At 64.0% G+C, this 20,944-nt stretch carries 17 protein-coding genes; 6 read left to right on the top strand and 11 right to left on the bottom strand.

Translation table 11 applies throughout. The features are described from left to right. Positions 1–46 precede the first annotated feature (46 nt). Positions 47–1,357, bottom strand: coding sequence for a peptidoglycan DD-metalloendopeptidase family protein (locus tag C2U47_RS16480; RefSeq protein WP_103261734.1), 1,311 nt, complete (start codon positions 1,355–1,357; stop codon positions 47–49). 114 nt (positions 1,358–1,471) lie between these two features. Between C2U47_RS16480 and tyrS the strand changes: the two genes are divergently transcribed. Beyond that, positions 1,472–2,671 (top strand): tyrosine--tRNA ligase, encoded by a 1,200-nt coding sequence (gene tyrS / locus C2U47_RS16485; RefSeq protein ID WP_039040151.1) that lies wholly within the window; start codon positions 1,472–1,474, stop codon positions 2,669–2,671. 320 nt (positions 2,672–2,991) lie between these two features. Here tyrS and C2U47_RS16490 read toward each other — a convergent pair whose 3' ends face one another. The 3 genes from C2U47_RS16490 to C2U47_RS16500 form a co-directional block, all read right to left on the bottom strand. Beyond that, positions 2,992–3,795: a helix-turn-helix transcriptional regulator gene (locus tag C2U47_RS16490; RefSeq protein ID WP_103261735.1), complete on the bottom strand. Its 804-nt coding sequence runs from the start codon at positions 3,793–3,795 to the stop codon at positions 2,992–2,994. Between the two features lie 11 nt (positions 3,796–3,806). Beyond that, the gene (locus C2U47_RS16495) at positions 3,807–4,340 is read right to left on the bottom strand and encodes a YbhB/YbcL family Raf kinase inhibitor-like protein (RefSeq protein WP_103261736.1); all 534 of its coding nucleotides are present in this window, start codon (positions 4,338–4,340) and stop codon (positions 3,807–3,809) included. A 177-nt stretch (positions 4,341–4,517) separates the two neighbouring features. Continuing rightward, complete coding sequence (locus C2U47_RS16500; protein ID WP_042880306.1) at positions 4,518–5,774, bottom strand: adenylosuccinate synthetase; 1,257 nt, start codon at positions 5,772–5,774, stop codon at positions 4,518–4,520. Between the two features lie 190 nt (positions 5,775–5,964). Between C2U47_RS16500 and C2U47_RS16505 the strand changes: the two genes are divergently transcribed. Continuing rightward, the gene (locus C2U47_RS16505; RefSeq protein ID WP_041212603.1) at positions 5,965–6,867 is read left to right on the top strand and encodes a LysR family transcriptional regulator; all 903 of its coding nucleotides are present in this window, start codon (positions 5,965–5,967) and stop codon (positions 6,865–6,867) included. A 63-nt stretch (positions 6,868–6,930) separates the two neighbouring features. On the opposite strand, the gene C2U47_RS16510 is transcribed toward C2U47_RS16505, so the two are convergent. Together C2U47_RS16510 and C2U47_RS16515 are read right to left on the bottom strand one after the other, a co-directional pair. Further along, complete coding sequence (locus tag C2U47_RS16510) at positions 6,931–8,277, bottom strand: TAXI family TRAP transporter solute-binding subunit (RefSeq protein ID WP_103261737.1); 1,347 nt, start codon at positions 8,275–8,277, stop codon at positions 6,931–6,933. A gap of 148 nt (positions 8,278–8,425) precedes the next feature. Then, positions 8,426–9,565: a MalY/PatB family protein gene (locus C2U47_RS16515; RefSeq protein WP_103261738.1), complete on the bottom strand. Its 1,140-nt coding sequence runs from the start codon at positions 9,563–9,565 to the stop codon at positions 8,426–8,428. 164 nt (positions 9,566–9,729) lie between these two features. Between C2U47_RS16515 and C2U47_RS16520 the strand changes: the two genes are divergently transcribed. Then, the gene (locus tag C2U47_RS16520) at positions 9,730–10,902 is read left to right on the top strand and encodes an MFS transporter (protein ID WP_103261739.1); all 1,173 of its coding nucleotides are present in this window, start codon (positions 9,730–9,732) and stop codon (positions 10,900–10,902) included. Positions 10,903–10,973: 71 nt separating this feature from the next. Here C2U47_RS16520 and C2U47_RS16525 read toward each other — a convergent pair whose 3' ends face one another. Next, positions 10,974–11,858 (bottom strand): LysR family transcriptional regulator, encoded by an 885-nt coding sequence (locus C2U47_RS16525; RefSeq protein WP_042015608.1) that lies wholly within the window; start codon positions 11,856–11,858, stop codon positions 10,974–10,976. 89 nt (positions 11,859–11,947) lie between these two features. Continuing rightward, positions 11,948–12,703: a YciK family oxidoreductase gene (locus tag C2U47_RS16530; RefSeq protein ID WP_103261740.1), complete on the bottom strand. Its 756-nt coding sequence runs from the start codon at positions 12,701–12,703 to the stop codon at positions 11,948–11,950. A gap of 224 nt (positions 12,704–12,927) precedes the next feature. Between C2U47_RS16530 and sohB the strand changes: the two genes are divergently transcribed. Continuing rightward, positions 12,928–13,935: a protease SohB gene (gene sohB / locus C2U47_RS16535; protein ID WP_042880316.1), complete on the top strand. Its 1,008-nt coding sequence runs from the start codon at positions 12,928–12,930 to the stop codon at positions 13,933–13,935. Positions 13,936–14,165: 230 nt separating this feature from the next. Here sohB and astB read toward each other — a convergent pair whose 3' ends face one another. Then, positions 14,166–15,503 (bottom strand): N-succinylarginine dihydrolase, encoded by a 1,338-nt coding sequence (astB, locus tag C2U47_RS16540; RefSeq protein WP_103261741.1) that lies wholly within the window; start codon positions 15,501–15,503, stop codon positions 14,166–14,168. 359 nt (positions 15,504–15,862) lie between these two features. Between astB and topA the strand changes: the two genes are divergently transcribed. Together topA and C2U47_RS23105 are read left to right on the top strand one after the other, a co-directional pair. Then, positions 15,863–18,484 (top strand): type I DNA topoisomerase, encoded by a 2,622-nt coding sequence (gene topA / locus C2U47_RS16545; RefSeq protein WP_010673895.1) that lies wholly within the window; start codon positions 15,863–15,865, stop codon positions 18,482–18,484. 115 nt (positions 18,485–18,599) lie between these two features. Further along, complete coding sequence (locus C2U47_RS23105; protein ID WP_164882089.1) at positions 18,600–18,770, top strand: hypothetical protein; 171 nt, start codon at positions 18,600–18,602, stop codon at positions 18,768–18,770. An 82-nt stretch (positions 18,771–18,852) separates the two neighbouring features. On the opposite strand, the gene C2U47_RS16550 is transcribed toward C2U47_RS23105, so the two are convergent. Both C2U47_RS16550 and C2U47_RS16555 read right to left on the bottom strand, forming a co-directional pair. Further along, positions 18,853–19,203 (bottom strand): MGMT family protein, encoded by a 351-nt coding sequence (locus tag C2U47_RS16550; protein WP_103261742.1) that lies wholly within the window; start codon positions 19,201–19,203, stop codon positions 18,853–18,855. 66 nt (positions 19,204–19,269) lie between these two features. Further along, positions 19,270–20,823, bottom strand: a complete 1,554-nt coding sequence (locus tag C2U47_RS16555; RefSeq protein WP_103261743.1) for a methyl-accepting chemotaxis protein — start codon at positions 20,821–20,823, stop codon at positions 19,270–19,272. Positions 20,824–20,944: the final 121 nt, after the last annotated feature.

The raw sequence follows: 20,944 nt of genomic DNA on the forward strand, positions 1-20,944 counted from the left end.
TGCGGGGGAACCGTCCGATACCGTGTTCCACCTTGGTCGACAGCGGTCAGCTGTCGTCACCGTTGCCCTTGTTTCTGGCCAGTTGCAGCTCGGGGCTGTCCAGCTTGGCCAGCTGGGGCATGGCCTGGGCCTTGAAGCTGGCCAGCGCCCGCCCGCTGAGAGACTCCGCCTGGGGCAGGTTGAGGGTGCGCGGGTTTTTGTGCACGCCGCCCACCACGAATTCATAGTGCAGGTGCGGGCCTGTGACCCGGCCGGTGCCACCGAGCAGGCCGATGGTCTGGCCCTGCTTCACTCGCTGCCCCTTGTTGACGGTGCGCTTGGAGAGGTGCAGGTACTTGGTCACGTAGTTGCCAGCGTGCTTGATGAAGACGTAGTTGCCGTTGAACTGGTTGTAGCCGGCAGCCACCACGCTGCCGCCGCCCGCCGCCATGATGGGGGTCCCCACCGGCGCCACGTAGTCGATGCCGTTGTGGGGACGCACCTTGCCGGTGACCGGGTGAAGGCGGCGCGGATTGAAGTTGGAGCTGATGTATTTGAAGTTGACCGGCGCGCGCAGGAAGCTCTTGCGCATCGCCTTGCCGTCCGGGGTGTAGTAGTTGCCATCCGTGTTCAGCACGGCGCGGTAGATGGCCCCCTGGTTGACGAACTCGGCGGCCAGGATGTCGCCGGAGGCAACCCGCTCGTCATCCTGGTATTTGTCCTGGTAGACCACCCGGAAGCTGTCCCCCGGTTGCAGGTCCTGGGCAAAGTCGATGTCCCAGCCGAAGATGGCGGCGAGATCCATGATCTGGTCTTCCGTCATGCCCGCTTCGACGGCGGCGCCCCAGAAGCTGGAGCGGATCTCCCCCTGGGCCACCTGTTCGCGGGTGTCGAGCTCGATCTTCACCGGCCTGGCCACGAAGCCGTCATCCCGGCGGTTCACCTTGAGCGCCTGCTCCAGGCTGTGGGGGTAGTAGAGGCTGTGCAGCTCGCCGCCCTTGGTGAGCTTGAAGGTGAGCTCCTGACCGGGTTTGAGCAGGCGCAGGGTATCCGTGCCCTCGAGCTGGTCGATGAGGTGCAGATCCGTGGTGCTGAGGCCCAGGCGCTGGAAGATGAGCCCCATGTTGTCGCCGCTGCGCACCTTCACCTGTCTGGTGACATAGCGCGGTTTGGGCGGGGTGACGGGCTCGGCCCGTGCCAGCTGGGCCTCCTCGTCGACCTGCTGCTCGACGGCCAGTTCGTTGTCGTTGTCATCGACCCGGGTGGCGACTGCCTGTTCGCTCGGCCAGGCCGCCAGCATCATCACCATGATGCTCAGGATAAGCACCATCTTGCGGTGCCAGTGAGGGAGAGAGTTGAAGGCGTGCCAAAGGACCATGAGAAGCAGACAAAGTTGAACCCGGAAGAAGGTCGGAGTTTACCGCCTTTCCAATTGGCCCGCCATTCCAGTAATATGTCTGGCCCTGTGGAATCGTGATTGGAGAGTCAAAAAATGTCCCAGCTCGAGGTGGCGCTAGCCGAGATCAAGCGCGGAGCGGAAGAAATTCTGGTTGAAGAAGAACTGATCGCCAAGTTGAAGGAAGGGCGCCCCCTGCGCATCAAGCTGGGGATGGACCCGACCGCGCCGGACATCCACCTGGGTCATACCGTGATCCTCAACAAGCTGAAGACCTTCCAGGATCTGGGCCATGAAGTGATCCTGCTGATCGGTGACTTCACCGCCATGGTGGGTGACCCCTCCGGCAAGAACGCCACCCGTCCGCCGCTCTCCGAAGAGGCCATCAAGCACAACGCCCTCACCTATGCCGAGCAGGCGTTCAAGATCCTCGACCCGGCCAAGACCCGCATCGAGTACAACTCCACCTGGCTGAGTGAGCTGGGCGCGACCGGCATGATCAAGCTGGCGGCCAAGCAGACCGTGGCCCGCATGATGGAGCGCGACGACTTCAAGAAGCGCTACAGCAACGGCCAGTCCATCGCCATTCACGAATTCCTCTATCCGCTGCTGCAAGGCTATGACTCGGTCGCGCTGAAGGCGGACGTCGAGCTCGGCGGTACCGATCAGAAGTTCAACCTGCTGATGGGCCGCGAGCTGCAAAAAGATGCGGGCATGGCGACCCAGTGCGTGCTGATGATGCCGCTGCTGGTAGGCCTGGATGGCGTCAAGAAGATGTCCAAGTCCGCTGCCAACTACATCGGCGTGCACGATGCCCCGGGGGAGATGTTCGGCAAGATCATGTCCATCACCGACGATCTGATGTGGAACTACTACGAGCTGCTCTCCTTCCGTCCGCTCGCCGAGATTGAAGAGTTCAAGGCAGGTATCGCCGCCGGCACCCTCAACCCGCGCGACGTGAAGATCTGGCTGGCCAAAGAGATCATCGCCCGTTATCACGATGAAGCGGCGGCCGAAGCGGCCCACGAAGACTTCACCCAGCGCTTCTCCAAGAACGCCATTCCGGACGACATGCCGGAAGTCGAACTGGCACTGGAAGGGGAAGGGCTGGCGATTGCCAACCTGCTCAAAGACGCCGATCTGGTGGCCACCACCTCCGAAGCGCTGCGCATGATCAAGCAGGGCGCGGTGAAGGTTGATGGCGAGAAGCTGGACGATGGCAAGGCACTCATCGGTGCCGGTACCGCCGTCTACCAGGTTGGCAAGCGCAAGTTTGCCCGGGTGACCGTGAAGTAAGTCGCCACCTGCGGCGCTGCCATAAGAAAGGCCTCCCTTGCGGCAATGCTGTTCACTTAAGAGAATTTGAGTTCCAGTCCACGTAGTATCAGGACAAAAAATCGAGGGAGGCATGATGCCTCCCTCTTTCTATTGCAAGCCCCGCTGGATAAAGGCTGGAGGAAGATCGACTGGACACAGCCTTGCCCCCTCAACTCAAATCCAATTTATGAATAATCAGTCAAAAAAGTGCTTATCTGAACAGCATTGCTCCCTTGCGGAGGCCTTTTTGTTTTTTGGGTGCAGAATGGCGTTCGATGCCATGCAAAGGAGAGGGGCGATCAGCGTTCTCCTACCTGGCGAGCGGCATGGCTCCCGGGGCAGGTACGCAGGTATTGGTGGGGGGTCAGGCCGAACTCCTCCTTGAAGCGCGCGGCAAAGCGGCCGGGGGAGTCGTAGCCACAGGCGAGGGCGGTCTGAAGCGGAGTGAGCCCCTGTTGCAGCAGGGTGAGGGCGTGCCCCAGGCGAACCTGGGTCAGCACCTGGCGAAAGCTGCGTCCCTCGGCGGCCAGCTTGCGGACCAGAGAGGCGCGGCTCATGGCGAAGTGGGTCGCTACCGTCTCCAGCCGGTGATCAAGACCAGGCTCCACGCTGAGGTAACGGGCCAGCCGCTCCCCCAGGGTCATGGTGGTGGCAGGAAAGAGCAGGCCAAGGCCCCCCGCTGCCCTGAGCTCGCCATAAAACCCTTGCAGCAGCTGGGTCTGGGCCGTCTCGCAGAGCTGCCGCTGCGCCATGGTGGTGACGAGATCGAAGCAGAAGGCGAGGGCCGGCGTCACCCTGATGGCCGGTGGCTTGAGGAGATCGAGGGTGCTCTCTGCCAGCCACTCGGCCGGTGGCGGGGCCAGCAGGGTGAGCGCCTGGGAGCGAAACGTGCCCTGCTCCGGCTGGTTGACGAAGGTGAGCCGGTGACCCGCCGGGATCAGCAGCCAGCTCTCCTTGTCAAAGGAGAGGCGCTGCTCCCGCCACCACAGCTGCTTGCGGCCCTGCTGCACCCAGATGAGGGTCGGCGCGTAGATGAGCACCCGGCGCAGGGGCTGCTGGCGGATCCCGAAGTAGTGATTCAGTTGCAGCAGGGGCGTGCTCATCGGGCGGGCTCCTAGGGGGTGGTGAAGGTGGCGGTCAGGGTGGCCTTGCCAAGGGCCAGGCTGTTGAGCATGTAGCCTACCATGGCGGGCGGGGTGTTGGCCTTCACCTCCAGCGCCTTGGGCAGGGCCCAGACGGTGAACTGGTAGCGGTGCATGCCGTGACCGGCGGGCGGGCAGGGGCCGCCATAACCCTGGGTACCGTAGTCGGTGCCAAGCTCCAGCCCCTGCTTGATCTTGCCGGAGGCATTGTTCGGCAGCTCGCTCTGGCTGGCCGGCAGGTTCACCACCAGCCAGTGCCACCAGCCGCTGCCGGTGGGGGCGTCCGGGTCATAGGCGGTGATGGCGACGCTCTGGGTGCCGGCGGGCAGGCTCTGCCAGCTCAACTGGGGGGAGCGGTTCTCGCCGCTGCAACCAAAGCCGTTGAAGCTGAAGACCTTGTCCATGGGTTCACCCTCGCGGATGTCGGTACTCTTGAGGGTCATGGCGCCGGCGGGCAGGGCCGCGAGGCAGAGCAGGGGCAGCAGCGGGATAATGGGGGATCTCATGATGGGCACTCCTTTGTGTGAATATGGCATTCACTCTAAGGGGGCTGGCTCAAAACAGAGTGCCCGTATGGCTCAAATTATGCCATGGAGGCGGCTTTTGTGAGCTGTTCGGGGGTTTTGAGGGGCATAAAAAAACCGGCATCCTGGGATGCCGGTTTTTGGGAGAGGCGAGGGGTCTTAGCGCAGGATCATCTCGTCACGGCCCGGGCCGACGGAGACCATGGGCACCGGCACGCCCAGCAGGGCTTCGATGCGCAGCACATAGTCCTGGGCAGCCTTGGGCAGCTCGGCGAAGGTGCGGCAGGCGCTGATGTCTTCGCTCCAGCTCTCCATCTTCTCGTAGACGGGGGTGAGGGCGGCGGTCTGCGGCCAGATCGGGTTCTCGGTGTGGGCACCTTCGTAGGCCACGCAGATCTTCAGATCCGGCAGACCGGTCAGGCAGTCCAGCTTGGTCAGGGCCACTTCGGTGGCCGCCTGCAGCTCGACGCCGTTCTTGGTGGCGACGGCATCGAAGTAACCCACGTCACGGGGACGGCCGGTGGTGGCGCCGAACTCGTTGGTGATCTTGCGGAACTCGTCCTGGTTCTCCATGGCGGTCAGCAGGGTGCCGGTACCGACGGAGGAGCTGAAGGCCTTGGCCACGGCGATGACGCGCTCCGGGCGCAGGCCCGGCAGACCGCCACCGATGCCGGCGTAGGCGCCGGAAACGTGGGAGGAGGTGACCCAGGGGTATTCGCCGTAGATGAGATCACGGCCGGCACCCAGCTGGGCTTCGAACAGCAGGGTCTTGCCTTCGGCTTGCAGCGCCTTGAGGGGCATGCTGACGTTGCAGACGGCGTCCAGCCAGGGAGCGGACACTTCCAGCAGCCAGTCGGCCATCTCCTGGGCGGTCTGGGTGAATTCGAAGTCCGGATAGAGAGCCTTCATCTGCGGCAGTTTCCAGTCCAGCATGAACTGGATGCGCTCGACCAGCACGTCCGGCTGTTTCAGCCAGCCCACCAGGATCGCCTTTTTCATGACCCGATCACCGTAAGCCGGGGCGATGCCCTGACGGGTGGAGCCGTAGGCGCCGTCACCCAGGCGTTGCTCTTCCAAGGTGTCTTCCAGCGCGTGCAGCGGCAGGCAGAGGGTGGCACGGTCAGAGATGGCGAGCTTGGGAATGACGCCGGAGGCCTTGACCTCTTCCAGCTCGACGGTGAGCTTCTCGGGGCTGATCACCATGCCGGGGCCCAGCACGACCAGGCAATCCGGGTTGAAGACGCCGCTCGGCACCTGGTGCAGCTTGAAGGTGCCCAGATCGTTGACCACGGTGTGGCCGGCGTTGTTGCCGCCCTGGAAACGAATACTGGCGCCAGCCTGGCCTGCCAGATAATCGACGATGCGGCCTTTGCCTTCATCACCCCAGTTAGCACCTACGACTACGATAGACGACATGACTCTTTCTCCTAAGACGTTAGGCGTCCATCCTAGGAGCCCCGTGAGGATTAGAAAAATTAATTATCTTTATAATTCCGATAAGGAAGCCATATAATTCCGGTGCAATTATCGACACCGCGCTCCCTTTCGTGGTGACCGTGCCCTGGCGGCGCTGGCCCTGCCATCGACCCGGGAGAAGAGGAACCCCATGCTGGACATTCACTGGCTGCACACCTTCGTCACCCTGGCCCGGTTGCAGCACTTCGGCCAGACGGCCACCGAACTGCACATGACGCAACCCAATGTGAGCCTGCACCTCAAGAACCTGGAGCAGGCGACCCGGGTCAAGCTGGTGGAGCGCAGCCCGTTTCGCCTGACCCAGGCGGGGGAGCGGCTGCTGCAAAGCGCCGAGCGCGCCATCAACGAGTTGCAGCTCTGCCAGTCCGATCTCAATGCCCTGAGCCAGTTGAGCCAGGGGACGCTCGCCATCGCCGCCAGCGACATCATCTCGCGCCTGCTGCTCATCCAGCCGTTCCAGCGCTTCAAGCAGGCCTTCCCCGGTATCGACCTCACCCTGTTCAACACCACCTCGGATCAGGCGGCGGATCTGGTGCGGGCGGGCAAGGCGGATCTGGGCTTCGTGATGGCACAAAAGCGCAGCGAGCCGCTCTTCTACACCGAGTTGCAGCAGGTGACCTGGTGTGCCCTGGGGCACGGCCTGGCCCGCTGGCAGGCGCGGGCCAGCTCGGGAGAGAGCGATCCTCTGGACGAGCCGACCCTGATCCTGCTGGGGCACGACACCCGGACCCGGGCATTGATCGACCCCTCCCTGCCCCTGCTCGGCCTGCCGAGCTGCCGCATCATGGAGGTGGGGAGCGTGGATGCCCAGCTCGACTGGGCCGAGGCGGGCTTTGGCGTCGCCATCGTGCCGGATTTCTCCCTTCACCCCAGGCTCAAGCTGACCGCCCCGGTGACCCGGCTCACCGATTTTCCCGGTACCAGCCTGGGGTACGTGGTGCGCCAGAACCAGGTGCTGTCGCGGGCCATCAAGCAACTGCTGCACTGGGTGGAGGAGGAGATCCAGAATCCGGCGCTGCTGCTGGCGCCGTGACAGGCCAGGCGCCCGTTCCCGATAACCAAGAGGCCACCCCTGGGGTGGCCTCTTGGTTGGTGTTCATTGCCCGGCGGGGGCTGTGGTCCCCACCGCGTGGCTGGGCGGCATGGCCTCCGGTGATGGCGCCTCCAGCGGCGTTGCCGACGAGGCGGGCGTTTCAGGCGGGGTCAGGGGATGGCCTGGCGCCAGGGTTGCGCTGCCTGGTGTGGGCGGCTCGGTCAGGGCCGGGGCCTGGTTGGTGGAGGTCGCCCCCGAACTGGTTGAGAGGGTCGCGGCGGCCGGCTGCTCCGGCAAGGTGTCGGACCCCTCCAGTGGCGCGGTGCCTTTCGGGTAGCCTGTCCCATCGGACGGTGTGGCCGCGCTGCTCGCCGGGGGCAAGGTCGGCAGGGCACCCGAGGTCGCCCCGGCCCCGGATGCCGTGAGGGTGTCCGCCGGGAGGGTGGGCACGGCATCCAGCATGCCGGGATGGAGCAGGGCGATGCTGCCCGCCTGCATGCCTTCCCAGGTGAGGGTGGTCAGTGCCGGATGCAGCCGGGTGAACTGCTTGAGCCGCTCGTTCAGCACGTCCCGCAGGGTGCGCACCTCGCTCTCGGGCAGACTGGCCAGCGCCACCAGTTCGGCGGTGACGGCGAAGGTATTGACGCCGCTTGTCTGCCCCGGATAGAGGTTGGCGCCGATGCGGCTGCGATCATAGTAGGGGTGCTGCTTGAGCAGCTTGTCCACCTGTTCCCCCTCGATGGGAATGAGGCGGGCCTGACAGCGGCCGGTGAGATCGCCGATGGCCTGATTGGGGTGACCGGCGACCACGAAGGCGGCATCCAGGGTGCCGTCACAGAGCCCCTCCAGCCGGTTGCCCGGGGAGATCACGGGCGGGCGGCTGAAGTCGGCGATCCGCCACCCCATGGCATCGAGCAGGGCCCGGCTGGTGACCCTGTCCCCGGAGTTGGGGGCGCCGACATCGACCCGCTTGCCCTTGATGTCGGCCAGGGTGGTGATGTTGCTGGTGGCGCTGGCAATCAGGGTCAGGGACTCCTTGTGGAGCCGCAAGAGGCTGCGCAGCTGATCGTCCGGGGCCTGGCCCGCGAAGGGGCCGCTGCCGTGCACCGCATGGTAGAGCACATCCGACTGCATCAGGGCGAGCTGTACCTCTCCCTTGGCGAGCGCCGCCAGATTGGCGATGGAGCCCGAGGTACTCTGCACCGTGCAGTGCAGGCCGTGGCGGGCACTCTCCTCGTTGAGCAGGCGGCAGATAGCGCCTCCTGTCGGGTAGTAGACGCCGTTGAGGGCTCCCGTGCCGATGGTGACATAGGCGGGGGAGGCGAAGAGGGAGGGCGCCAGCACGGCCGCGAGCCAGGGCAGGGCGGTACGTGACAGACGCAACAGGGCAGAGAAGGCGAATGGGCGCATAGTGGACCGAAACCGTGGCTGAACATGAGGAGGAGGTGGGCTCATCCCGTGATGAGCCTCATCTTATCCGTATCAGACGGGAAGCTGAACGGATTTTACCGCTTTTGCGCGCACCGGGCGGCCTGGGGCCGCCGCCCGGGACGGTTCGCTAGCGGGTCTGGAGAATGGCTTTCTCCATGCGGGCCAGGGCCTCGGTGAGACGGGCCCGGGTGCAGCCAAAGTTGAGCCGCACGAACTGGCCGTTGCCGAACTGGGCACCGGGGGAGAGACCCACGCCCGCCTGTTCGAAGAAGGCGACGGGATCGTCCAGGCCCAGGGCGCTCATGTCGATCCAGGCGAGGTAGGTGGCCTGGTTGCGGGCCAGCTTGACGCCGGGCCAGCGGGTCACGGCCTGCTCGATCAGGGCCAGGTTGCCGGCCAGGTAGTCGAGCTGTTCATTCAGCCACTGCTCGCCCCCCTCATAGGCCGCCTCGGCCGCCACGAACCCCAGCAGATTGACGTCGGCGCTGATGCCGCGCATCGCCTGTTGCAGCTTGAGCCGCAGGCGGGCATTGGGGATCACGGCGAAGGAGCAGCACAGCCCTGCGATGTTGAAGGTCTTGCTCGGTGCCATCATGACGGCGGAGCGTTCGGCCGCCTCCGGGCTCAGGGCACCATAGGGGATGTGGCGGGCATCCTTGTCCAGCAGCAGGTCGCAGTGGATTTCGTCGGAGCAGATCACCAGGTTGTGGCGCTCTGCGATGGCGTCAATGGCCAGCAGCTCTTCCCGGGTGAAGACGGTGCCGCCCGGGTTGTGGGGGTTGCACAGCAGCAGCAGATCCGCCGAGGGGGCCTGACGCTCAAGCTCTTCGAGATCCAGCACCCAGCGACCTTCTTCCTCCACCACGGGGACGGTGAGCAGGGGGCGGTCATTGAAGCCCGGCGCCTGCAGGAAGGGGTAGTAGACCGGCTTGGGGGTGATGATGCCGCGCCCGTGCTGGCTCCAGGCCTTGCAGGCGAGATTGAGGCCCGGCACCACCCCGGGCAGGAAGACGAGCCATTCGGGCTGGATGGTCCAGCCATAGCGGCTGGCCAGACGCGATACGATCAGTTCGATGAGCCGGGGAGAGGGGCGCGAATAGCCGAAGATGCCGTGGGCGACCCGTTTGGTAAGGGCCTCCAGTACGGCGGGGGGAGAGACGAAGTCGGTGTCTGCGACCCACATGGGCAGGACATCCTGACCCTTGTATTTGTCCCATTTCAGGCTCATGGTACCGCTGCGATCTATTTCCCGGTCAAAATCAAACATGTTAAATCCTTGTACTGGCGCTGGATGGGCTTCCAATGTACGGACTTGGACGCCCCCCCGCAACCCTTGAGGTAGCTGTTGATAATGGCATAAAATAGCCGCCGCCATACGCCAAGCCCGCCCGCATCTGGCTCCTTTTTTTCTTCCATATCAATGGTATCTCTATGAGTTTGCTGTCTGCTGCCCGCAAGAGGCCGGATCCCGTCTCTCTCTCGTTTCTCGCCGTGACCTTCATGACCGGGGTGGCGGTGGCGCTGCAGGTGCCGACCTTGAGCCTGTTTCTGGCCGAGGAGGTGCAGGTGCGCCCCTTCCTGGTGGGGCTCTTCTACACGGTGAACGCGGTGATCGGCATCCTCATCAGCCAGTGGCTCGGCCACCGCTCCGACAACAAGGGGGATCGCAAGCAGCTGATCCTGCGCTGCTGCTTTGCCGGCATCGTGCTCTCCCTGCTGTTTGCCTGGAACCGGCAGTACTGGTTGCTGGTGAGCCTGGGGGTGCTGCTGGCGAGCCTGACCGCCACCGCCAGCCCGCAGCTGTTCGCCCTGGCGCGGGAATACGCCGACAGCCGCAACAAACAGGCCGACATGTTCAGCTCGGTGCTGCGGGCCCAGTTCTCCCTGGCCTGGGTGATAGGGCCACCCATCGCCTTCGCGCTCGCCATCGGCTACGGCTTCAAGGTGATGTATCTGGCCTCGGCGCTGGCCTATGTCATCTGCGCCTTCGTGGTGTGGCGCTGGCTTCCCTCCCTGCCGCTGCCGGTGATGGACAACGAGGTGGAGCGGGTGAGCAGCTGGCGGGATCCATCGGTGCGGGCGCTCTTCATCGCCTCCACCCTGATGTGGACCTGCAACAGCATGTACCTCATCAACATGCCCCTCTACATCACCCGCGAGCTGGGGCTGGAGGAGAAGCTGGCCGGTTTGCTGATGGGCACGGCGGCGGCCCTGGAGATCCCCTTCATGCTGCTGGCGGGCTACTACACCCGGCGCTTCGGCAAGCGGCCCATGATGCTGCTGGCGGTGCTGGCCGGGGTCGGTTTCTATGGCGGTCTCGTGACCCTGTCGAGCCAGCATGCCCTCATTGCGCTGCAACTGCTCAATGCCATCTTCATCGGCATCGTGGCCGGCATCGGCATGTCCTATTTCCAGGACCTGATGCCGGGGCGCGCCGGGGTGGCGACCACGCTCTTTTCCAACAGCATCCGCACCGGCTCCATCATGGCGGGGGCCATCGCGGGGACGGTGGCGGAGCTCTGGAGCTTCCACGGGGTCTTCATGGTGGCGGCGGCCCTGGCGCTGATGGCGCTGGCCGCCTGCTGGCGGGTCCCCAACGTATAAGGGATGCAAAGGGGAGCCGATGCCCGGATGTGCCGGCACCAGTGCCCCGGTCGTGCGGGGAAGAAGCGGCCTTACCTGGGGTTGTCTCCCTGGTATTCGATGCGCAGGCAGCGCAGCAACAGCTCGGCCGCCGGCCCCAGCGCCTCCACCGAGGGGGTGAGCAGGTAGGTGTAGAGATAGCGTTCGTTGCCGCCGGTGAGATCGAGCTGCACCAGCGAGCCCTCGGCGAGCTCCTCCTGCACCAGGTGGCGGGGCACCCAGGCGTAACCCATGCCAAGGCGCACCATGTTGAGCACCTCGTGATAGTGGGTCGCCTTCCAGCCGGTGTCGTCCGCATCGTTCCAGTCCACCGAGCGGTGGATGGGGGGATGCAGGCTTATCTGGTTGTGGCTGGCCAGCACCTCGGCGGTGATGGGCTCTCCCTGCTCCGCAAGGGGGTGGCCCGCTGCGCACAGAGGAAGCAGACAGACTTCGTCCAGCGGCAGGCCGGTGCGATCCTGGGGCAGGTGCTCGGAGAGCATCAGATCTCCTGCCTGCAGCGCATTGAAGTGGCAGTGGATCCGCTCATGCAGGTTGATGCGGCAACCGCGGCTGCGGGGGTAGAAGTGGGCCAGCGCCCGGTAGAGGCGCTCCCGCGGCTGCACCACGGACACATAGAGGTTGATCTGCGGCTCCCACTGCCGCTCCAGGTTGTTGGCCAGGTTCTCCAGCTCTTCCACCTGCTGGCTGAGCTGGCGCGCCCGCTTGAGGAAGATCTCCCCCGCCGGCGTCAGCACCGCCTTGCGTCCCCGCACCTCCAGCAGGGCCACCCCCAGACTCTGTTGCAGCTTGGCAACCGCATGATTGAGGGAGGATTGGCTCTTGTTCAGCGCCTCGGCAGCCTGGGCATAACCGCCGCAGTCCACCACTGCCTGAAAGATCCGCCATTGCTCAAACGTGCTCTTGGGACGAAACATAGTGCAACCTGTCTGGGGCCGATGGGATTCAACAGGGCGCGCCTTGGCACCCCCTCTTCACTGTAATCCCATCCGGTTGATTTGTTGATTTATTTGGGCTGGGCCACGAAGGTCTTGCCGCTCTGGCCCTGACTGTCACGCCCCATCAGGTAGAGATAGAGGGGCATCAGATCGGCCGGGGTCTTGAGGGTTTGCGGATCTTCCGCCGGGAAGGCGCTGGCCCGCATCCTGGTGCGGGTGCCGCCCGGGTTCAGGGTGTTGACCCGCACCCTGGTGTTCTCCAGCTCGTCCGCCAGCACCTCCATCATCCCCTCGACGGCGAACTTGGAAATGGCATAAGTGCCCCAGTAGGCGCGCCCCTTGCGGCCCACGCTGGAGGAGGTGTAGACGATGGACGCCTCGCCGTGCTCCTTGGCGGTCTGGCGAAGGAGGGGCAGCAGCGCCTGGGTCAGCAGGAATTCGGATTTGACGTTGACCTGCATCACCTCGTCCCACTCCTGCTCCTGAATGTGTTCGAACGGCGACAGGGTGCCGAGCAGGCCGGCGTTGAACAGCACGCCATCGAGGCGGCCGAACTGCTGGGCGAAGGTCTCCGCCATGCCGCGGTAGTGGGCGGCAGTAGCCCCTTTCAAGTCCACCGGCACGATGGCGGGCAGGGGGTGACCGGCCGCTTCAATCTGGTCGTAGACCGCCTCCAGCTTGGCACTGGTACGCCCGAGCAGGATCACGGTGGCACCGTGGGCCGCATAGGTGAGGGCCGCTTCGCGGCCGATGCCGTCACCGGCACCCGTCACCAGAATGACCTTGTCCTTGAGCAGATCACGGGGGGCCTGATAGTCGAGCATGTGGACTCCTGTTAACAATGCCTGGCGGCTTGGCGCAACGAATCGAGTGGGTAAGTGTACTGACCCGGCCCGGCAGTTGACCAGTATGAGACGGCAAAAATGTGAATAAAACAGGGCGATAGCGTCGATCCCTCCGTCTTTGGCACGGGAGGTGGCAGAGTTTTTGCGCGAGGGGGGCAAACTCCTTACTATGTGAAAAAACCGGACATTGAGCGGAGCATCAAGTGGCATTTTTGACCGAATACGGCCTGTTTCTGGCCAAGACCCTCACCTTCTTGCTGGCCATCGGCGCCGTCATCCTGATGGTGGCGAGCAGCCGCCAGCCCAAATCCCGCAAGGGGGAACTGGTGGTGACGGATCTCTCCGGCGAGCTGGAGCAGGGGCGCCATCAACTGCAGGCAGCCCTGGCAGGCAAGGCCGAGCGCAAGCAGATGGAGAAGACCCGCAAGGCCGAGCACAAGGCCAAAGCCAAGGGAGAGGATGAGCGCAGCCGGCTGTTCGTCATCGACTTCAACGGCAGCATGGATGCCAAGGAAGTGGCCTCCCTGCGGGAAGAGGTGAGTGCCGTGATAGGCGTGGCCCGGCCCGGGGACGAAGTGCTGCTGCGCCTCGAATCCGGCGGCGGCGTGGTGCACGGCTACGGCCTGGCCGCCTCCCAGTTGCAGCGGCTGCGGGACAAGGACATCACGCTGACCGTGGCCATCGACAAGGTGGCGGCGAGCGGTGGCTACATGATGGCCTGCGTCGCGGACAAGATCCTGGCGGCGCCGTTCGCCATCGTCGGCTCCATCGGGGTGATTGCCCAGATGCCGAACTTCAACAAGCTGCTCAAGAAGCACGACATCGAATTCGAGATGCACACCGCAGGCCAGTACAAGCGCACCATCACCATGTTCGGCGAGAACGACGATCTGGGGCGGGAGAAGTTTCGCGAGGAGCTGGGGGCCATCCACGAACAGTTCAAGGCCTTCGTGGCCGAGCACAGACCCGGTCTCGACATCGACAAGGTGACCACCGGCGAGCATTGGCTGGCGAGCCAGGCCAAGCAGCTCGGACTGGTGGATGCGCTTTGCACCAGCGATGACTACCTGCTGGCCCAGGCCAGCCATCACAAGGTGGTCGGCATCCGCTACAGCAAACCCAGGAGCCTGACCCAGAAGCTTGGCAAGCAGGCGGCACTGGGGCTGGAGGGGGCCCTCGGCCGTCTGTGGCAGCAGAGCCCCTGGCGCTGAGAACCTGTTTCGAGCTTACTGCGAGGTCGTGATCAAGGCTCATGTGCTGCTCGGAATCCTCATGTGTATCTACACACTCCGGTTCCTTCGCTGCTCTTCACCTTGCTGACGATCTCTCGCTACAGCTCGTGAACAGGTTTTATAGCTCAGTGCAAAGGACTAAAAAGAGAGCCGGGCATTGCCCGGCTCTCTTTTTTTATTGCGTCGGCTCTGCAGGCCGATGGCGCACCTCAGCGTTGGAAGGGATAGACGGAACCCAGTTTCAAGATCTGGGTCAGCTCGTCCAGGGCGGTGCGGGTCTCCAGCACCAGGGAGGGGTCGCGCAGATCGTCCAGCGCCAGGCTGTCGCGATAGTGCTTCTCGACCCACTGATCCAGGCGGGCAAACTGGCTGTCGGTGATGAGGCAGGCCGGGTTGACCGCGGCGAGCTCGGTGTCGTTCATGGCGACCCGCAGGCGCAGACAGGCGGGGCCGCCGCCGTTTCTCATGCTCTGCTTCACGTCCATGTAGTGGACGTCCTTGATGGGGGTGCCCTGGGTCACCAGCCTGGCCAGATAGGCGGACACCGCCGGGTTGTCGCGGCATTCGGTGGGGGCGATGATCGCCATCTCGCCGGATGGCAGGGTGAGGATCTGGGTGTTGAACAGGTAGGATTTCACCGCATCCTGCACCGACACTTCGCTGGTCGGCACCTCGATGAAGTGCAGTTCCCCGTCGCCGAACTTGGTACGCACCTCGGCCAGCGCAGCGTCGGTATGGAGGAACGCCTGCTGGTGGAAGAAGAGCACGTTCTGGTTGCCCACCGCGATGACGTCGTTGTGGAACACCCCCTGATCGATCACGTCCGGGTTCTGCTGGATAAAGACGGCGCTCTCATCCCCAAGGCCATGCAGGCGGGCGATGGCCTGGCTCGCTTCCAGGGTCTGGCGGGCCGGGTAGCGTTTGGGGGCGGGCTGGGAGACGTCGAAGGCGCTGCGGCCATAGACGAACAGCTCGACCCCCGCTTCGCCATAGGCGCGGCACAGCCGGGTGTGGTTGGCGGCGCCTTCGTCACCGAAGTGGTCGTTCTCCGGCAGATGCTGGTGGTGATAGAAGTGGCGATCGTTGTTGAACACGGCCCGCAGGATGCGCCCGGTCACCTCGGGCTCCAGGGAGCGGTGGAACTTGTTGGTCAGGTTGGCGGGGGTGAAGTGAATGCGGCCATCCTGGGTGTCGGCGCTCGGGGAGACGGTGGCGGCGTTGGCAGTCCACATGCTGGAGGCGGAGTAGCAGGCGGCCAGCACGGCGGGGGCCTGTCTGGCAGCCTGGGCCAGGACGCTGGCGTCGTTGCCGGTGAAGCCCAGGCGGCGCAGGGTCGCGAGATCCGGCCTCTCCTGGGGGGCCAGCACTCCCTGTACCATGCCGAGGTCGGTCAGCGCCTTCATCTTGCGCAGCCCCTGCTTGGCCGCTTCCTTGGGGTTGGAGGCCTCTTTGGCGTTGCTCTGGGAGGCGACGTTGCCATAGGAGAGGCCGGCATAGTTGTGGGTGGGGCCGACCAGGCCGTCGAAGTTGACCTCGAAGTGCTTCATGATCACATCCTTTCGATTTTTATATGGGGAGCGGTTCCTTCCGCGCACAAAGCTGCGGTGTACGGCCATTATAAAGAGATTTCATCCTTTGTAACAAGCTGATAACCAGAATGGGTTTTTATGTCACAAGGGTGGCTGGATATGTCATTTCCAATCTAAAAAAGGGGGGATATAGCATAAAAACAAAAAAGCGGTTGCTTCCCGCGCCCCGGCTTCGCATTAATAAATAAAGCAGCAGGGCGGTTCGGGCTGTCGGGCAAATTGACCCGCAAGATTGCTTTTTCCCGTCAAATCTCTTATACAGCCCCACAAAACCGCACGCCAACCCCGTCGGGTGCAATGAGGATAATAGTTACAGCATGGGCAAATCACTGGTCATCGTGGAGTCTCCGGCCAAGGCCAAGACCATCAACAAATATTTGGGCAAGGACTACGTGGTGAAATCCAGCGTAGGCCACGTGCGCGATCTGCCGACCAGCGGCAGCGCCAGCACCGAGCCCAAAAAACCTGTCATTCGCGGCATCAAGCTCAGCGAATCCGAGAAGGCGGCCAAGGATCGCAACGCCCTGTTCTCAAGGATGGGCATCAACCCGACCGCAGGCTGGCAGGCCAACTACCAGATTTTGCCCGGCAAGGAAAAAGTGGTCAGCGAGTTGCAAAGTCTGGCAGCCAAGGCCGACACCATCTATCTCGCAACCGACTTGGATAGAGAGGGGGAAGCGATCGCCTGGCACCTGCGCGAGATCATCGGTGGCGACGACAGCCGCTACAAGCGCGTGGTGTTCAACGAGATCACCAAGAGCGCCATCCAGGAGGCGTTCGCCCAGCCGTCCGAGCTGAACATTCATCGCGTCAACGCCCAGCAGGCCCGTCGTTTCCTCGACCGGGTGGTGGGCTACATGGTCTCCCCGCTCTTGTGGAAGAAGCTGGCCCGCGGCCTCTCCGCCGGTCGGGTGCAATCCGTCGCGGTGCGCCTCATCGTCGACAAGGAGCGCGAGATCAAGGCGTTCGTGCCGGTGGAGTTCTGGGATCTCAACGCCGACCTGCTCACCGCCGAGAAGAGCGAGCTGCGCATGGAGGTGGTCAGCCGCAATGGTGCCGACTTCAAGCCGGTGACCCAGGCCGAGACCTTCGCCGCCGTGGCGGCTCTGGAAGGGGTCGACTACAAGGTGGTCAACCGGGAAGACAAGCCGACCGGCTCCAAGCCGTCCGCTCCCTTCATCACCTCTACCCTGCAGCAGGCGGCTTCTACTCGTCTGAGCTTCGGGGTCAAGAAGACCATGATGATGGCCCAGCGTCTCTATGAAGCGGGTTACATCACCTATATGCGTACCGACTCCACCAACCTCAGCAAAGAGGCGGTGGACGCGGTGCGGGAATACATCGGCGAGCAGTATGGTGCCGCCTACCTGCCGAGCGAGCCGAACCTCTACGGCGCCAAGGCCAATGCCCAGGAGGCCCACGAGGCGATCCGCCCCTCCAGTGTCCAGGTGACCGCCGAGATGCTGGAAGGGATGGAGCCCGATGCCATGCGGCTCTATGACCTCATCTGGCGCCAGTTTGTCGCCTGCCAGATGACCCCGGCCCAGTACGACTCCTCCACCCTGACCGTCAAGGCAGGGGAGTTCGAGCTCAAGGCGCGCGGTCGCACCCTGCGCTTCGCCGGCTGGACCAAGGCCCTGCCGCCCATGGGCCGCAAGGGTGAAGACAGCCAGCTGCCGGCGGTGACCGTCGGTGAGGTGCTGAAACTGGTCAAGCTGGATCCGCGCCAGCACTTCACCAAGCCGCCCGCCCGCTTCACCGAAGCGGCCCTGGTGCGCGAGCTGGAAAAGCGCGGCATCGGCCGTCCGTCCACTTACGCCTCCATCATCTCCACCATCGTCGACCGTGGGTATGTGCGGGTCGAGAGCCGCCGCTTCTTCGCCGAGAAGATGGGGGAGATCGTCACCGACCGCCTGGTGGAGAACTTCGTCGAGCTGATGAACTACGAGTTCACCGCCAAGATGGAAGACAAGCTCGACGGCATCGCCGAGGGGAGCCTGGAGTGGAAGAAGGTGCTCGACGCCTTCTACGCCGAGTTCACCCAGGAGCTGGAGCAGGCTGACAAGCCCCATGAAGAGGGAGGCATGCGTGCCAACCAGATGGTGCTGACCGACATCGACTGCCCGGATTGTGGCCGCAAGATGGGTATCCGTACCGCCACCACCGGGGTGTTCCTCGGCTGCTCCGGCTATGCCCTGCCGCCCAAGGAGCGCTGCAAGAAGACCATCAACCTGGTCAGTGCGGACGAGTTCGTCTCCGCCACCGACGGGGACGAGGCGGAAACCGATGCGCTGCGAGCCAAGCATCGCTGCGGGATCTGCGGCACCGCCATGGACGCCTACATCATCGACGACAGCCGCAAGTTGCACGTCTGCGGTCGCAACCCGGATTGCGATGGCTACGAGGTGGAGCAGGGGCAGTTCAAGCTCAAGGGCTACGAAGGGCCGAGCATCGAATGCGATCGCTGCGGCTCCGAGATGCAACTCAAGAACGGCCGCTTCGGCAAATACATGGGTTGCACCAACGAGAGCTGCAAGAACACCCGCAAGATCCTGAAAAATGGCGACATTGCGCCGCCGAAAGAGGATCCGGTACCCCTGCCCGAGCTGAAATGCACCCAGTCCGACGCCCACTTCGTGCTGCGGGATGGCGCTGCCGGCCTGTTCCTCGCCGCCAGCAACTTCCCCAAATCCCGCGAGACCCGTGCGCCCCTGGTGGAGGAGCTCAAGCGCTTCCGCGATCGCCTCTCTCCCAAGCACCAGTACCTGGCGGACGCCCCGGCGTCAGATCCTGACGGAAACGCCTCCGTGGTGCGCTTCAGCCGCAAGACCAAGGAGCAGTACGTGATGACCGAGGTCAACGGCAAGGCGACCGGCTGGACAGCCCATTACGACAACGGAAAATGGCAGGAGAGCCTGCCCAAGGCGAAGAAAGCCTGATGGCGACGCCGCTCACAGCATGATGAAAGAGGCCCCTTGCGAGGGGCTTCTTTGCTGGTGGATGGCGATATACTGGAATGGCTGCATGGATGGCAGCGCAAGACAGGGAGTTGTCATGGAGATACATGAAATACGGCCGGGCATGACCTGCCTGACCCGTGAAGGGACGGCCTATGTGCTGGAGGTGGACAGACAGAGTCTGCTGGTGCTCTTGCAACGGGAGGATGAGACCATCCCGGTACAGGTGCGCAGCGATGACATTCTGGGGCCCATTGCCAGCGACTAGGGAAGAGAACGTGACGGAGGGCGATCACAGAGGCCCTCCCTTTGTTGCAAGAGCCTCCATCCCTTCGGGGCTGCCAGCCTCGTCAGAAGGGAACCAGAAAGAGCAGCTCGGCCAGGTCGGGCTGCCACTGCCACTCCCGCATCCTGACCCGCCCGCCAATCACGGGCACCCCCTCCTCCTGCAGCAGCCCCGCTTGCTTGTCAAAGCCTGCGGATCCTTTTGGCAGCGAAATGGTGCCTGCCGCCCCCAGCACCCGGTGCCAGGGCAGCACCTTGTCGGTCTCCCGCAAGACTTTTCCCACCAATCGTGCCCGTCCGGGCAGGCCCGCGAGGTCCGCCACCTGGCCGTAGCTCACCACGCGGCCGGGGGGGATCAGGGCCAGGATCGCCTCGATGCGGGCCTTCTTGTCCAGAGGGGGCGCGTTCGTTCTCATGATGATGGCTCGTCAAAAACAGCAGAAGCGCCATTGTGGCGCTTCTGTCATGGGGCTTGCAATCTGTCAGCCGAAGGTCTGGCTCAGTCCCCTGAGCTCGCGGGCCCGCCTGAGCAGCTCCTGGCTGGAGTCGTCCACCGCCTGGATCTTCTGGCTGTTGGCGCGGGAGTATTCGGAGATCTGGTGGATGTTGCGGCTGATCTCCTCCACCACCACCTGCTGCTGCTCCGCGGCGGCGGCGATCTGGGTGGAGAATTCGGTCACCAGATCGATTTCACCCAGCACCAGGTGCAGGTTGCCTGATCCCTGGCGGGTCATCTCGACACATTCCCGGGTCTGGGCCAGGTTGTCCTGCATCATGCCCTGCCAGCGCTCCAGGGTGTGCTGGATCTGGCTGATGCTGCCCTGGATCTGCTCGGTCGCCTTGTGGGTACGGGTCGACAGGGTGCGCACCTCGTCCGCCACCACCGCAAAGCCGCGCCCCTGCTCTCCGGCACGGGCGGCCTCGATGGCGGCGTTGAGGGCCAGCAGGTTGGTCTGCTCGGCGATGCCCTGGATTTCACCCATCACGCTGCCAATGCGCTCCGACTCGCTGGCGAGCTCCACCGCGGAGTGGAAGGCCTGCTCCGCCTGGCTGGCCAGCCTGGTCATCTGCTGCTGGGTCTGGTCCAGCTGTTCCACCGTGCTCTGGCAACTGCTGCGCGCCTCGGTCACCTGGCCGTTGGTGTCCTGGATGTTGCGGGCGATTTCGTGGGCGGTGCTGGCCATCTGGGTCATGGCGGCCGCCATCTGCTGAGTCTGGGCATCCTGCTCGTTGATGTCGAGGAAGGCGCGGTGTGAGGAGTCCTGCAGATCGGTTGCCAGGGCCTGAAGCGGATGGGTGGCATCGTCGACCCGCCCCAGCACGGTGCGGATCCGGGCCTGCAGCATCTTCAGGTGAAAATCGGCGATGGCACCCGGTGCATCCCCCGAATAGACCAGCCGGGTCAGGCTGTCATATTGTTGACCGAGCTGCCTGAGATAGCGGGGCAAGGCGATGAGCTCGCGCCAGTAGGCGCCCGCAATGACGAGGGGGGGAAGCAGCATCAGCAGCGCGGTGAGGGGGCCCTGGGTGAGGGCGGCCCAGACCAGCAGCGCCAGCAGCGGCAGGCCGAGCATCAGCGGCCTGAAACGGCGCAGCGAGGGGCGAGCCGGGGTGCCCCGTTGCTCGGCCGAAAGCAGGGCCCGATAGGCCTGGGCGGCAGCCTGCTTGAGCTGGGGGTCTGGCTTGCAGCGCACCGACTGGTAGCCGCTTATCTTGCCGTGCTCGTAGATGGGGGTGACGTAGGCGTCGACCCAGTAATAGCGGCCATCCTTGCAGCGGTTTTTCACCACTCCCCGCCAGGGGTTGCCCTCCTTGAGGCGATCCCAGAGGTCGGCGAAGGCGGCCTTGGGCATGTCGGGGTGGCGAACCAGGTTGTGGTTGTGGCCGACCAGTTCATCGACCTGGTAACCGGCGATGCGGCAGAAGGCGGGGTTGGCGTAGGTAATGACGCCGCGCAGATCCGTGGTGGAAACGAGTTGCACGTCGGCGGGAAATTCCACTTCACTGTCCACGACCTGGGCGTGTTTGCGGGCCATAAGGGTAAGCTCCGATCTGTTTGCTGATTGTTATTGTGGCGGAACCGCAGGGAGGTGCATCCCCTGTCTGGTTTCATCGGGGGCCTTATTTTGCCAACAAAGGCAGATGAAAAGTAGGGGC

Source organism: Aeromonas sp. ASNIH7 (assembly GCF_002903485.1).
GTDB lineage: Bacteria > Pseudomonadota > Gammaproteobacteria > Enterobacterales > Aeromonadaceae > Aeromonas > Aeromonas caviae.

Excerpts from the sequence above, each read along its gene's own strand:
- C2U47_RS16505 (WP_041212603.1), top strand. The coding sequence starts at position 5,965 with ATGCTGGACATTCACTGGCTGCACACCTTCGTCACCCTGGCCCGGTTG.
- C2U47_RS16520 (WP_103261739.1), top strand. The coding sequence starts at position 9,730 with ATGAGTTTGCTGTCTGCTGCCCGCAAGAGGCCGGATCCCGTCTCTCTC.
- C2U47_RS16515 (WP_103261738.1), bottom strand. The coding sequence starts at position 9,565 with ATGTTTGATTTTGACCGGGAAATAGATCGCAGCGGTACCATGAGCCTG.
- C2U47_RS16490 (WP_103261735.1), bottom strand. The coding sequence starts at position 3,795 with ATGAGCACGCCCCTGCTGCAACTGAATCACTACTTCGGGATCCGCCAG.
- C2U47_RS16510 (WP_103261737.1), bottom strand. The coding sequence starts at position 8,277 with ATGCGCCCATTCGCCTTCTCTGCCCTGTTGCGTCTGTCACGTACCGCC.
- C2U47_RS23105 (WP_164882089.1), top strand. The coding sequence starts at position 18,600 with ATGGAGATACATGAAATACGGCCGGGCATGACCTGCCTGACCCGTGAA.
- C2U47_RS16480 (WP_103261734.1), bottom strand. The coding sequence starts at position 1,357 with ATGGTCCTTTGGCACGCCTTCAACTCTCTCCCTCACTGGCACCGCAAG.
- C2U47_RS16530 (WP_103261740.1), bottom strand. The coding sequence starts at position 12,703 with ATGCTCGACTATCAGGCCCCCCGTGATCTGCTCAAGGACAAGGTCATT.
- C2U47_RS16500 (WP_042880306.1), bottom strand. The coding sequence starts at position 5,774 with ATGTCGTCTATCGTAGTCGTAGGTGCTAACTGGGGTGATGAAGGCAAA.
- C2U47_RS16555 (WP_103261743.1), bottom strand. The coding sequence starts at position 20,823 with ATGGCCCGCAAACACGCCCAGGTCGTGGACAGTGAAGTGGAATTTCCC.
- C2U47_RS16495 (WP_103261736.1), bottom strand. The coding sequence starts at position 4,340 with ATGAGATCCCCCATTATCCCGCTGCTGCCCCTGCTCTGCCTCGCGGCC.
- C2U47_RS16550 (WP_103261742.1), bottom strand. The coding sequence starts at position 19,203 with ATGAGAACGAACGCGCCCCCTCTGGACAAGAAGGCCCGCATCGAGGCG.
- tyrS (WP_039040151.1), top strand. The coding sequence starts at position 1,472 with ATGTCCCAGCTCGAGGTGGCGCTAGCCGAGATCAAGCGCGGAGCGGAA.
- topA (WP_010673895.1), top strand. The coding sequence starts at position 15,863 with ATGGGCAAATCACTGGTCATCGTGGAGTCTCCGGCCAAGGCCAAGACC.
- C2U47_RS16525 (WP_042015608.1), bottom strand. The coding sequence starts at position 11,858 with ATGTTTCGTCCCAAGAGCACGTTTGAGCAATGGCGGATCTTTCAGGCA.
- astB (WP_103261741.1), bottom strand. The coding sequence starts at position 15,503 with ATGAAGCACTTCGAGGTCAACTTCGACGGCCTGGTCGGCCCCACCCAC.